The organism is Pseudomonas sp. THAF187a (assembly GCF_009363395.1).
Taxonomy (GTDB): Bacteria; Pseudomonadota; Gammaproteobacteria; order Pseudomonadales; family Pseudomonadaceae; genus Aquipseudomonas; species Aquipseudomonas khazarica.
This window is the reverse complement of the sequence record NZ_CP045349.1, coordinates 2450930-2463168: the sequence shown is the minus strand read 5'-3', so window position 1 is coordinate 2463168 and position 12239 is coordinate 2450930. Positions and strand designations below refer to the sequence as shown.

The window sequence follows — 12239 nt, the reverse complement described above, 5'->3', positions numbered from 1 at the left end:
GAAGACTCAAAGAAATGGCCACTATCCACGTAGACGGCAAAGATTTCGAAGTCGATGGAGCGGACAACCTGCTGCAGGCCTGCCTGTCCCTCGGCCTCGATATCCCCTACTTCTGCTGGCACCCCGCGCTTGGCAGCGTCGGGGCCTGCCGGCAGTGTGCGGTCAAGCAGTACAACGACGAGAACGACACCCGTGGTCGTATCGTCATGTCCTGCATGACGCCTGCCACCGACAACACCTGGATCAGCATCGACGACGAGGAATCCAAGGCGTTCCGCGCCAGCGTCGTCGAATGGCTGATGACCAACCACCCGCACGACTGTCCGGTGTGCGAGGAAGGCGGTCACTGCCACCTGCAGGACATGACGGTGATGACCGGGCACAACGCCCGTCGCTATCGCTTCACCAAGCGCACCCACCAGAACCAGGAGCTTGGCCCGTTCATCGCCCATGAGATGAACCGCTGCATCGCCTGCTACCGCTGCGTGCGCTACTACAAGGACTACGCCGGCGGCACCGACCTGGGCGTGTATGGCGCGCACGACAACGTGTACTTCGGTCGCGTCGAGGACGGCACGCTGGAAAGCGAGTTCTCCGGCAACCTGGTCGAGGTCTGCCCGACCGGCGTGTTCACCGACAAGACCCATTCCGAGCGCTACAACCGCAAGTGGGACATGCAGTTCGCCCCGAGCATCTGCCATGGCTGCTCCAGCGGCTGCAACATCAGTCCCGGTGAGCGCTACGGCGAACTGCGCCGGATCGAGAACCGCTTCAACGGCTCGGTCAACCAGTACTTCCTCTGCGACCGTGGCCGTTTCGGCTACGGCTACGTCAACCGCGAGGATCGCCCGCGCCAGCCATTGCTGGGGGGGCAGGCGCTGGGCATCGATGCCGCGCTGGACAAGGCCGCCGAGCTGCTCAAGGGCAAGCGCGTGATCGGCATCGGCTCGCCGCGCGCCAGCCTCGAAGCCAACTTCGCCCTGCGCGAACTGGTCGGCGCCGAGCACTACTACAGTGGCATCGCGGCCGCCGAGCTGGACAACATTCGCCTGATCCGCGACATCCTGCGCAACGGCCCGCTGCCGACGCCGACGCTGCGCGATGTCGAGCTTCACGACGCCATCTTCGTCCTCGGCGAAGACCTGACCCAGACCGCCGCGCGCCTGGCCCTGGCCCTGCGCCAGGCCGTCAAGGGCAAGGCCACCGAGATCGCCGCTGGCGCACGCATCCAGGACTGGCACATGGCAGCCGTGCAGAACGTCGCCCAGCACGCCCGGCATCCCCTGTTCATCGCCAGCGTCGGCGAGACCCGCCTGGATGACGTCGCCGCCGAGAGCGTGCATGCCGCGCCGGCCGATCTGGCCCGTATCGGTTTCGCCGTGGCCCACGCCATCGACCCCAGCGCCCCGGCCGTGGACGGCCTGGAAGCGGAGGCGCGCGAGCTGGTACAGCGCATCGCCGCTGCGCTGACCAACGCCAGTCGCCCGCTGATCGTGTCCGGTGCCTCGCTGGGCGACAAGGCCCTGATCGAAGCGGCCGCCAACATCGCCAGCGCCCTGAAGAACCGTGAGAAGAACGGCTCGCTGAGCCTGGTGGTGCCCGAGGCCAACAGCCTGGGCCTGGCCCTGCTCGGCGGCGAATCCGTCGACGCCGCGCTGCAGGCCCTGAGCAGCGGCCAGGCCGATGCCGTGATCGTGCTGGAGAACGACCTGTACCGCCGCGCCGATGCCGCCAAGGTCGATGCCGCGCTGGCTGCCGCGCAGAGCGTGATCGTCGCCGACCACCAGCGCACCGCGACCAGCGAACGCGCCCACCTGCTGCTGCCGGTGGCCAGCTTCGCCGAGGGCGACGGCACCCTGGTCAGCCTCGAGGGCCGCGCCCAGCGTTTCTTCCAGGTCTATGAGCCGAGCTACTACGACAGCAACATCCTGATCCGCGAGGGCTGGCGCTGGCTGCACGCACTGCACAGCACCCTGCAGGGCAAGGCCGTGGACTGGACGCAGCTGGACCAGGTCACCGACGCCTGCGCCGCCAGCAACCCGCTGCTGGCCGGCATCAGGGACGCCGCGCCGAGCGCCGCGTTCCGCATCAAGGGCCTCAAGCTGGCGCGCGAACCGCATCGCTACAGCGGTCGCACCGCCATGCGCGCCAACATCAGCGTGCACGAGCCGCGTCAGCCGCAGGATCAGGATTCGGCCTTCGCCTTCTCCATGGAAGGCTACGCCGGCAGCAAGGAAGACCGGCAGCAGATTCCGTTCGCCTGGTCGCCGGGCTGGAACTCGCCGCAGGCCTGGAACAAGTTCCAGGACGAGGTCGGTGGTCACCTGCGCGCCGGCGACCCCGGCGTGCGTCTGCTCGAGGCCGCTGGCAACGCGTTGCCCTGGTTCGCGGTGAACGCAGCGTTCAACCCGGCGCCCGGTACCTGGCAGGTAGCGCCACTGCACCACCTGTTCGGCAGCGAGGAAAACTCCGCGCGTGCCAAGCCCATCCAGGAACGCATGCCCGAGCCCTATGTGGCCCTGGCCCGCGACGAGGCGGCTCGCCTGGGGGTGAACGACGGTGCGCTGCTGGCTCTGCGCGTCAACGGCCAGGCCCTGCGCCTGCCGCTGCAGGTGCGTGACGACCTGGGCGTCGGCCTGGTCGGCCTGCCGGTCGGCTTGCCGGGCATTCCGGCGACGCTCGCCGGTGCCAGCGTGACCCTGCTGCAGGAGGCCGCACAATGAGCTGGTTGACGCCCGAACTGATCGAGATCGTCATCGCCGTACTCAAGGCCATCGTCATCCTGCTGGTGGTGGTGGTCTGCGGTGCGCTGCTGAGCTTCATCGAGCGGCGCCTGCTCGGCTGGTGGCAGGACCGCTACGGCCCCAACCGCGTCGGGCCGTTCGGCATGTTCCAGATCGCCGCCGACATGATCAAGATGTTCTTCAAGGAGGACTGGACGCCGCCGTTCGCCGACAGGTTCATCTTCATCCTGGCACCGATGATCGCCTTCTCGGCGATGCTGATGGCCTTCGCCATCATCCCCATCACCCCGACCTGGGGGGTGGCGGACCTGAACATCGGCATCCTGTTCTTCTTCGCCATGGCCGGCCTTTCGGTCTACGCGGTGCTGTTCGCCGGCTGGTCGAGCAACAACAAGTTCGCCCTGCTCGGCAGCCTGCGCGCGTCGGCCCAGACCATCTCCTACGAGGTGTTCCTGGCCCTGGCACTGATGGGTGTGGTGGCGCAGGTCGGCTCGTTCAACATGCGCGACATCGTCGATTACCAGGCGCAGAACCTGTGGTTCATCATTCCGCAGTTCTTCGGCTTCTGTACCTTCTTCATCGCTGCCGTCGCCGTGACCCACCGTCACCCGTTCGACCAGCCGGAAGCCGAACAGGAGCTGGCCGACGGTTACCACATCGAATACGCCGGGATGAAGTGGGGCATGTTCTTCGTTGGCGAGTACGTCGCCATCGTCACCGTCTCGGCCCTGCTGGTGACGCTCTTCTTCGGTGGCTGGCACGGCCCGTTCGGCATCCTGCCGCAGATCCCGTTCTTCTGGTTCGCGCTGAAGACGGCCTTCTTCATCATGATCTTCATCCTGCTGCGCGCGTCGATCCCACGCCCGCGCTATGACCAGGTCATGGCCTTCAGCTGGAAGTTCTGCCTGCCGCTGACCCTGATCAACCTGCTGGTGACCGGCGCATTCGTGCTGGCCGCGGCCCAGTAAGGAGAAACGCAATGTTCAAATACATCTGGGACGTGCTGGTCGGCACCGCCACCCAGCTACGCAGCCTGGCCATGGTCTTCAGCCATGGTTTTCGCAAGCGTGACACCCTGCAATACCCGGAAGAGCCGGTCTACCTGCCGCCGCGCTACCGTGGCCGTATCGTCCTCACCCGCGACCCCGACGGCGAAGAGCGCTGCGTGGCGTGCAACCTGTGCGCCGTGGCCTGCCCGGTAGGCTGCATCTCGCTGCAGAAGGCCGAGACCGATGACGGTCGCTGGTACCCGGAGTTCTTCCGCATCAACTTCTCGCGCTGCATCTTCTGTGGCCTGTGCGAGGAAGCCTGCCCGACCACGGCGATCCAGCTCACCCCCGACTTCGAGATGGGCGAGTTCAAGCGCCAGGATCTGGTGTACGAGAAGGAAGACCTGCTGATCAGCGGCCCCGGCAAGAACCCGGACTACAACTTCTACCGCGTCGCCGGCATGGCCATCGCCGGCAAGCCCAAGGGCGCCGCGCAGGACGAGGCCGAGCCGATCAACGTCAAGGGACTGCTGCCATGATGCTGATAACACTCTCCCTGCCCCTCGCCCGCCACCGTGCGCGGGCTACCGTGAGGAGCCTGTAATGGAATTCGCGTTCTACTTCGCCGCCGGCGTGGCGGTGGCATCGACGGTGGGGGTGATCACCAACACCAATCCGGTGCATGCCCTGCTCTACCTGATCGTCTCGCTGCTGGCGGTGTCGATGGTGTTCTTCGCCCTTGGCGCGCCCTTCGCCGGCGCGCTGGAAATCATCGTCTACGCCGGCGCCATCATGGTGCTGTTCGTCTTCGTGGTGATGATGCTCAACCTCGGCCCGGCCGCTGCCGATCAGGAGCGCAGGTGGCTGACGCCCGGCATCTGGGTCGGTCCGGCCATTCTCAGCGCCCTGCTGCTCGGGCAGTTGCTCTACGTGCTGCTCAGCCATGTCAGCGATGCCCAGATCGGCCATACCACGGTCGAAGCCAAGGCCGTCGGCATCAGCCTGTTCGGCCCCTACCTGCTGGTGGTGGAGCTGGCCTCGATGCTGCTGCTCGCCGCCCTGGTCGCCGCCTACCACCTGGGCCGCCATGACGCCAAGGAGCCCACAGCATGACCGGTATACCCCTGGAGCACGGCCTGGCCCTGGCCGGCGTGCTGTTCTGCATCGGCCTGGTCGGGCTGATGGTGCGGCGCAACATCCTGTTCATCCTGATGAGCCTGGAAGTGATGATGAACGCCGCAGCGCTCGCCTTCATCGTCGCCGGCGCCCGCTGGGGTGCGGCTGACGGCCAGGTGATGTTCATTCTGGTGATCACCCTGGCAGCCGCCGAGGCCAGCATCGGCCTTGCGATCCTGCTGCAGCTGTATCGCCGCTTCAACACCCTGGATATCGACGCTGCCAGCGAGATGCGCGGATGAACCTTCTAGCCCTGACTCTATTCTTTCCGCTGCTCGGCTGGCTGCTGCTGGCCTTCTCGCGCGGACGCCTGTCGGAAAACACCAGCGCAGTGATCGGCGTCGGCTCCATCGGCCTGGCGGCTGCCAGCGCCGCCTGGGTGATCGCCGCCTTCCTCGGCAACCCACCGGCTTCAGGCGCCTACAGCCTGACCCTGTGGCAATGGATGAGCGTCGAAGGCCTGGCGCCGAGCTTCACCCTGTACCTGGACGGCCTGTCCGTGACCATGCTCGGCGTGGTCACCGGCGTGGGTTTTCTGATCCACCTGTTCGCCAGCTGGTACATGCGTGGCGAGGAAGGCTACTCGCGCTTCTTCGCCTACACCAACCTGTTCATCTTCAGCATGTTGCTGCTGGTGCTCGGCGACAACCTGCTGGTGCTGTTCTTCGGCTGGGAAGGCGTGGGTCTGTGCTCGTACCTGCTGATCGGCTTCTACTACAAGCACGTGCCCAACGGTAACGCCGCGCTCAAGGCCTTCATCGTCACCCGCATCGGCGACGTGTTCCTGATGATCGGCCTGTTCCTGCTGTTCCTCAACCTCGGCACCCTGAACATCCAGGAGCTGATGGTGCTGGCACCGCAGCGCTACGTCGCGGGCGACACCTGGCTGTGGCTGGCCACGCTGATGCTGCTCGGCGGCGCGGTGGGCAAGTCGGCGCAGTTGCCGCTGCAGACCTGGCTGGCCGACGCCATGGCCGGTCCGACCCCGGTGTCGGCGCTGATCCACGCGGCGACCATGGTCACCGCCGGCGTCTACCTGATCGCGCGCACCCACGGCCTGTTCCTGCTGACCCCGGAGATTCTCGAACTGGTCGGCATCGTCGGCGGCGTGACCCTGGTGCTGGCCGGTTTCGCCGCGCTGGTGCAGACCGACATCAAGCGCATCCTCGCCTACTCGACCATGAGCCAGATCGGCTACATGTTCCTCGCCCTGGGCGTCGGTGCCTGGGATGCGGCGATCTTCCACCTGATGACCCATGCCTTCTTCAAGGCCCTGCTGTTCCTGGCGTCCGGTGCGGTGATCCATGCCTGCCACCACGAGCAGAACATCTTCAGGATGGGCGGCCTGTGGAAGAAACTGCCACTGGCCTACGCCAGCTTCGTCGTTGGCGGCGCAGCCCTGGCCGCGCTGCCGCTGCTGACGGCCGGCTTCTACTCCAAGGACGAGATCCTCTGGGAAGCCTTCGCCAGTGGCCACGGCGGCCTGCTCTACGCGGGGCTGACCGGCGCTTTCCTGACTTCGATCTACACCTTCCGCCTGATCTTCATCGCCTTCCACGGCGAGCAGAAGACCGAGGCCCATGCCGGCCATGGCATCGCCCACAACCTGCCGCTGCTGGTGCTGATCGTGCTGTCGACCTTCATCGGCGCCTGGATCACCCCGCCGCTGGCCGGCGTCCTGCCGGAAAGCGCCGGGCATGCCGGTGGCGAGGCCAAGCACAGCCTGGAGTTGCTATCCGGGCTGATCGCGGTCAGCGGCATCGTCATCGCCGCCCTGCTCTTCCTCGGCCAGCGCCGCTTCGCCAGTGCCGTGGCGCAGAGCGCGCCGGGTCGCCTGCTGAGCGCCTGGTGGTTCGCCGCCTGGGGCTTCGACTGGCTCTACGACAAGCTGTTCGTGCGTCCCTACCTGCTGCTCTGCCACCTGCTACGCCGCGACCCGATCGACCGCAGCATCGGCCTGATCCCGCTGCTCGCGCGCGGCGGCAATGCCGCGCTGGTACGCAGCGAAACCGGTCAGGTGCGCTGGTACGCCGCCTCGATCGCCGGGGGCGCCGTGCTGGTGCTCGCCGCCATCCTATTTTTGAGTTAAGGAAAACAGCCTGATGATTCTGCCCTGGCTAATCCTGATCCCCTTCATCGGCGGCCTGCTGTGCTGGCAAGGCGAGCGCTTCGGCCACGTCCTGCCACGCTGGATCGCCCTGATCACCATGGGCCTGCTGTTCGGCCTGAGCCTGTGGCTGTGGGTCAGCGGTGATTTCACCCTGGCGCCAGCCCCGGACGGCGGCCCGCGCTGGGCCCATGAATTCGTCATCGACTGGATCCCGCGCCTGGGGATAACCATCCACCTGGCGATGGACGGCCTGTCGGTGCTGATGGTGACGCTCACCGGCCTGCTCGGCGTGCTCTCGGTGCTCTGCTCGTGGAACGAGATCCAGAACCGCGTCGGCTTCTTCCACCTCAACCTGATGTGGATTCTCGGCGGCGTGGTCGGCGTGTTCCTCGCCGTCGACCTGTTCCTGTTCTTCTTCTTCTGGGAAATGATGCTGGTGCCGATGTACTTCCTCATCGCGCTCTGGGGGCACAGCGGCAGCGACGGCCGCACCCGCATCACCGCCGCCACCAAGTTTTTCATCTTCACCCAGGCCAGCGGCCTGGTCATGCTGGTGTCGATCCTCGCCCTGGTGTTCGTGCACTTCAACCAGACCGGCGTGCTCAGCTTCAACTACGCCGACCTGCTGCAGACCGAACTGGCGCCTGGCACCGAATACCTGCTGATGCTCGGCTTCTTCGTCGCCTTCGCGGTGAAGTTCCCGGTGGTACCGGTGCACTCCTGGCTGCCCGACGCCCACGCCCAGGCACCGACCGCAGGCTCCGTGGACCTCGCCGGCATCCTGCTGAAAACCGCCGCCTACGGCCTGCTGCGCTTCGCCCTGCCGCTGTTCCCCAATGCCTCGGCGGAGTTCGCGCCGATCGCTCAGTGGCTCGGCGTGTTCGCCATCGTCTACGGCGCCCTGCTGTCCTTCGCGCAGACCGACATCAAGCGCCTGGTGGCCTACTCCAGCGTCTCGCACATGGGCTTCGTGCTCATCGCCATCTACTCCGGCAGCCAGATCGCGCTGCAGGGCGCGGTGGTGCAGATGGTCGCTCATGGCCTGTCCGCCGCGGCGCTGTTCATCCTCTGCGGCCAGCTCTACGAGCGCCTGCATACCCGTGACCTGAGCCAGATGGGCGGCATCTGGGCGCGCATGCCCTGGTTGCCGGCCATCAGCCTGTTCTTCGCCGCTGCGGCGCTGGGCCTGCCGGGCACCGGCAACTTCGTCGGCGAGTTCCTCATCCTGATCGGCAGTTTCCCGAGTGCGCCCTGGGTCGTGGTACTGGCCGCCTGTGGCCTGGTGCTCGGCTCGGTGTATGCCCTGGCGATGATTCACCGCGCGTACTTCGGCCCGGTGCGGCAGGAGGCGGCATTGCCCGGTCTGAAAGCCCGCGAGCTGTCCATGGTACTTGGCCTCGGGGCGTTGCTGATTCTGCTTGGCGTCTACCCGCAACCGGTGCTCGACACCTCCGCTGCCAGCATGCATGGCGTGCAGCAGTGGCTGGCTGGCGCCCTCGATCAACTCGCCTCGGGCCGGTAGGGTAAGGATTAGAGACTCATGGAACATCACGCTGTCGAATTCACCCTGCAACACCTGATTGCCCTGCTGCCGCTGCTGGTGACCAGCCTCACCGTGGTGGTGGTGATGCTGGCCATCGCCGCCAAGCGCAATCACACCCTGACCTTCATCCTTTCGGTGGTGGGCCTGAACCTGGCGCTGCTGTCGCTGATTCCGACCCTGGAAGTCACACCGCTGGCGGTCACTCCCCTGCTGCTGATCGATAACTTCGCCTGCTACTACATGGCGCTGGTGCTGGCCGCCAGCCTGGCCTGCATCACCCTGATCCACGCCTACCTGGGCGGCGAGTCGGGCAAGGGTTACCCGGGCAACCGCGAGGAGCTGTACCTGCTGGTGCTGCTGTCCGCTGCCGGCGGCCTGGTGCTGGTCAGCGCGCAACACCTGGCCGGGCTGTTCATCGGCCTGGAGCTGCTGTCGGTGCCGACCTACGGCATGATCGCCTACGCCTTCTTCAACAAGCGCTCGCTGGAAGCCGGGATCAAGTACATGGTGCTGTCGGCGGCAGGCAGCGCCTTCCTGCTGTTCGGCATGGCGCTGCTGTACGCCGAGTCCGGCAACCTGGCCTTCGCCGACCTCGGCGTCAGCCTGGCACGGGAAAGCACCCTGCTGGTCCAGATCGGCATCGGCATGATGCTCATCGGCCTGGCGTTCAAGCTGTCGCTGGTGCCCTTCCACCTGTGGACGCCGGACGTCTACGAAGGCGCGCCGGCGCCGGTAGCGGCGTTCCTCGCCACCGCCAGCAAGGTGGCGGTGTTCGCCGTGCTGCTGCGCCTGTACCAGATCTCGCCGGCCACCGCTGGCGGCTGGTTGAACGAGCTGCTGACGCTGATCGCCATCGCCTCGATCCTGTTCGGCAACCTGCTGGCGCTGCTGCAGAACAACCTCAAGCGTCTGCTCGGTTATTCCTCCATCGCCCACTTCGGCTACCTGCTGGTGGCGCTGGTCGCCAGCCAGGGTCTGGCCGTGGAAGCCATCGGCGTGTACCTGGCCACCTATGTGCTGACCAGCCTCGGCGCGTTCGGCGTGATCACCCTGATGTCCACGCCCTACAGCGGCCGCGATGCCGATGCGCTGTACGAGTACCGGGGCCTGTTCTGGCGCCGTCCGTACCTGACCGCCGTGCTCACGGTGATGATGCTGTCGCTGGCCGGCATTCCGCTGACCGCTGGCTTCATCGGCAAGTTCTACGTGATCGCCGCCGGTGTCGAGGCGCAGCTGTGGTGGCTGCTCGGTGCCATGGTGCTGGGCAGTGCCATCGGCGTGTTCTACTACCTGCGGGTGATGGTCACGCTGTTCATGCGCGAACCCAACCTGCATCGCCACGACGCCCCCTTCGACTGGGGCCAGCGCGCTGGCGGCATCATGCTGCTGGTGGTCGCCCTGCTCGCCTTCTTCCTCGGCGTGTATCCGCAGCCGTTGCTGGAACTGGTGCAACAGGCCGGACTGGTCGCCCTGGTGCAGTAAGCCAAAGCCCCGCAGATGCGGGGCTTTTTCTTCTCAGGCTCGCGGGTAAACGTCGCTGCGACACTGCGGGCTTAGCCGTGACGGCCTGTAGCGCTAGCGCCGGGCCACCAGGAACAGACGCGGGAACGGCAACAGCACGCGGCCATCGGCCTGCTGCGGGTAGGCCTCGGCAATCGCCGCCTGGTAGCGCTGCAGGAAGGCGGCCTGCTGCTCGGCATCCAGCGGCTGCAGGAACGGCCGCAGCGCAGTGGACTTGAACCACTCGACCACCGCCCTGGCGTCGTCCAGCACATGGAAGTAGGTGGTGCGCCAGATATCCAGCTCGCTGGCATGCGCGCCGAGGATGTCGTAATAGGCCTGCGCAGTGTGCCGCTCGGGGTGCTGCACATGACCGATACGCGCCGCCCATGGACCGTCGGCCGCCACTTCCCTGGCCAGGCGATGCGCCGGCTCCTGCAGGTTGTCCGGCGTCTGGATCGCCAGCCAGCCGCCCGGCGCCAGCTGGGCCAGCAGACGCGGGTAGAGCTGCGCGTGATCGTCCAGCCACTGCAGCGAGGCGTTGGCCAGGATCAGCTGCGGCGCGATGTCGGCCTGCCAGTGCTGGATATCCGCCAGCTGCACGCTGACCTGCGGCAGCCGTTCACGCGCCGCGCGCAGCATGTCCTCGCTGCTGTCGATGGCGACGATGCGCGCCTCGGGGGCATGCGCCTGCAGCACCGCGGTGGAATTGCCGGGGCCGCATCCCAGATCCACAGCCTGCTCGATGCCCTCGCGGGGCACAGCCGCCAGGAGGTCCTGGACAGGACGGGTACGCTGGCGTTCGAACAGGGAATACTGCGTGGCGGACCAACTCATCGGGGCGCTCCTGGATGACAGAGGGAGCGGCAGAGAATAGCAGGGCTGCTGGATACGTTGCGCACCGGCAAGTTTCCGCTGTGTCTTCCCGAGTACATGGCGGTTATCCGCCACCTAATGTGCGCTGGATCACAGCCTTTTCACCATCCCAGGCACTCTGGCGGATATTCGCCACACTGGCATAAGCCTTGCCATGCAGGACTTCAACTCTGGTCGGGTATCGGGTACTGCCGCACCCCTTGCCGTCATTGCGTGCCAGAGTCGACCAACACAGGGCTGCCGAAACGAGCGCCCAAACCGACAAGAAGAAAAGGAAGCAGTATGTTCAATCCAGTCCGCGCCCTGGCCACCTGCGCCCTGGCGTTAGCCGCCTTCAGTGCCAACCCGGCACTGGCCGATGAACCTATCCTGATCAAGTTCTCCCACGTCGTTGCCGATGGCACGCCCAAAGGCCAGGGCGCACTGCTGTTCAAGCAACTGGTCGAGGAACGCCTGGCTGGCAAGGTAACGGTCGAGGTCTACCCCAATTCCAGCCTCTATGGAGACGCCAACGAGCTCGAAGCCCTGCAGAAGGACGAAGTCCAGCTGCTGGCACCGTCGCTGGCCAAGTTCGAGCAGTACACCAAGCAGCTGCAGGTCTTCGACCTGCCGTTCCTGTTCGACGACATCGAGGCGGTCAACCGCTTCCAGAAGCGCTCCAAGGGCCGCCAGCTACTGCGCTCCATGGAAGATCACAACATCGTCGGCCTGGCCTACTGGCACAACGGCATGAAGCAGCTCTCGGCAACCCGCGCGCTGCACTCGCCAGGCGATGCCAACGGCCTGAGCTTCCGCATTCAGCCTTCGGCGGTGCTGGAGGCGCAATTCCGCCAGATCGGCGCGAGCAGCCAGAAACTGCCCTTCGCCGAAGTCTTCAACGCGCTCAAGAGTGGCCAGGTACAAGGCGCCGAGAACCCCTGGTCGAACATCTACAGCAAGCAGCTGCACGAGGTGCAACCCTTCATCAGCGAAACCAACCATGGCGTGCTGGACTACATGCTGGTGAGCAACTCGCGCTTCTGGTACAGCATTCCGCACCACATCCGCACCGAACTGGAAGCCATCATCGACGAAGTGACCTACGTGGTGAACCAGCAGGCGGAGGCCGCCAACCAGACCGATCGCCAGCGCATCATCGACTCCGGCCGCAGCCAGGTGATCACCCTCACCGGCGAGGAACGCGAAGCCTGGCGCAACGCCATGCGCCCGGTGTGGCAGCAGTTCGAATCGGTGATCGGCAGCGACGTGATCAAGGCCGCACAGACCGTGAATCGCAAGCAGCACAAGTGATGCGAAAGTGG

At 65.9% G+C, this 12239-nt stretch carries 10 protein-coding genes; 9 read left to right on the top strand and 1 reads right to left on the bottom strand.

The window, feature by feature from the left end; genetic code table 11:
* The first annotated feature begins 14 nt into the window (after positions 1 to 14).
* From nuoG to nuoN, 8 genes are all read left to right on the top strand, one after another.
* Entirely contained in the window at positions 15 to 2723 is a 2709-nt protein-coding gene (nuoG, locus tag FIV02_RS11465; RefSeq protein WP_152488659.1) for an NADH-quinone oxidoreductase subunit NuoG, read from the top strand.
* A complete protein-coding gene (gene nuoH, locus FIV02_RS11460; RefSeq protein ID WP_037055871.1) occupies positions 2720 to 3712 on the top strand; it encodes an NADH-quinone oxidoreductase subunit NuoH in 993 nt (330 codons plus the stop codon). Before nuoG ends, nuoH begins: the two co-directional genes overlap by 4 nt.
* 11 nt (positions 3713 to 3723) lie before the next feature.
* On the top strand, positions 3724 to 4272 hold the full coding sequence (nuoI, locus tag FIV02_RS11455; RefSeq protein ID WP_037055870.1) for an NADH-quinone oxidoreductase subunit NuoI: 549 nt from the start codon (positions 3724 to 3726) through the stop codon (positions 4270 to 4272).
* Positions 4273 to 4336: 64 nt separating this feature from the next.
* Entirely contained in the window at positions 4337 to 4846 is a 510-nt protein-coding gene (nuoJ, locus tag FIV02_RS11450; protein ID WP_037055868.1) for an NADH-quinone oxidoreductase subunit J, read from the top strand.
* Positions 4843 to 5151 carry an NADH-quinone oxidoreductase subunit NuoK gene (gene nuoK / locus FIV02_RS11445; protein WP_037055867.1) on the top strand — a complete coding sequence of 103 codons (309 nt, stop codon included), beginning with the start codon at positions 4843 to 4845 and terminating at the stop codon, positions 5149 to 5151. Before nuoJ ends, nuoK begins: the two co-directional genes overlap by 4 nt.
* Positions 5148 to 6998 carry an NADH-quinone oxidoreductase subunit L gene (gene nuoL, locus FIV02_RS11440; RefSeq protein ID WP_150609524.1) on the top strand — a complete coding sequence of 617 codons (1851 nt, stop codon included), beginning with the start codon at positions 5148 to 5150 and terminating at the stop codon, positions 6996 to 6998. The genes nuoK and nuoL overlap by 4 nt, the downstream gene beginning before the upstream one ends.
* A gap of 13 nt (positions 6999 to 7011) precedes the next feature.
* On the top strand, positions 7012 to 8541 hold the full coding sequence (nuoM, locus tag FIV02_RS11435; protein WP_037055864.1) for an NADH-quinone oxidoreductase subunit M: 1530 nt from the start codon (positions 7012 to 7014) through the stop codon (positions 8539 to 8541).
* Between the two features lie 18 nt (positions 8542 to 8559).
* Positions 8560 to 10044 (top strand): NADH-quinone oxidoreductase subunit NuoN, encoded by a 1485-nt coding sequence (nuoN, locus tag FIV02_RS11430; RefSeq protein WP_152488658.1) that lies wholly within the window; start codon positions 8560 to 8562, stop codon positions 10042 to 10044.
* Positions 10045 to 10137: 93 nt separating this feature from the next.
* Here nuoN and tam read toward each other — a convergent pair whose 3' ends face one another.
* On the bottom strand, positions 10138 to 10899 hold the full coding sequence (tam, locus tag FIV02_RS11425; RefSeq protein ID WP_134675887.1) for a trans-aconitate 2-methyltransferase: 762 nt from the start codon (positions 10897 to 10899) through the stop codon (positions 10138 to 10140).
* A 321-nt stretch (positions 10900 to 11220) separates the two neighbouring features.
* Between tam and FIV02_RS11420 the strand changes: the two genes are divergently transcribed.
* Positions 11221 to 12228 (top strand): TRAP transporter substrate-binding protein, encoded by a 1008-nt coding sequence (locus FIV02_RS11420; RefSeq protein WP_152488657.1) that lies wholly within the window; start codon positions 11221 to 11223, stop codon positions 12226 to 12228.
* Positions 12229 to 12239: the final 11 nt, after the last annotated feature.

Bases quoted from the DNA above. Each gene is read 5' to 3' on its own strand.
- nuoN (WP_152488658.1), top strand. From the start codon at position 8,560: ATGGAACATCACGCTGTCGAATTCACCCTGCAACACCTGATTGCCCTG.
- nuoG (WP_152488659.1), top strand. From the start codon at position 15: ATGGCCACTATCCACGTAGACGGCAAAGATTTCGAAGTCGATGGAGCG.
- tam (WP_134675887.1), bottom strand. From the start codon at position 10,899: ATGAGTTGGTCCGCCACGCAGTATTCCCTGTTCGAACGCCAGCGTACC.
- nuoI (WP_037055870.1), top strand. From the start codon at position 3,724: ATGTTCAAATACATCTGGGACGTGCTGGTCGGCACCGCCACCCAGCTA.
- FIV02_RS11420 (WP_152488657.1), top strand. From the start codon at position 11,221: ATGTTCAATCCAGTCCGCGCCCTGGCCACCTGCGCCCTGGCGTTAGCC.
- nuoM (WP_037055864.1), top strand. From the start codon at position 7,012: ATGATTCTGCCCTGGCTAATCCTGATCCCCTTCATCGGCGGCCTGCTG.
- nuoL (WP_150609524.1), top strand. From the start codon at position 5,148: ATGAACCTTCTAGCCCTGACTCTATTCTTTCCGCTGCTCGGCTGGCTG.
- nuoK (WP_037055867.1), top strand. From the start codon at position 4,843: ATGACCGGTATACCCCTGGAGCACGGCCTGGCCCTGGCCGGCGTGCTG.
- nuoJ (WP_037055868.1), top strand. From the start codon at position 4,337: ATGGAATTCGCGTTCTACTTCGCCGCCGGCGTGGCGGTGGCATCGACG.
- nuoH (WP_037055871.1), top strand. From the start codon at position 2,720: ATGAGCTGGTTGACGCCCGAACTGATCGAGATCGTCATCGCCGTACTC.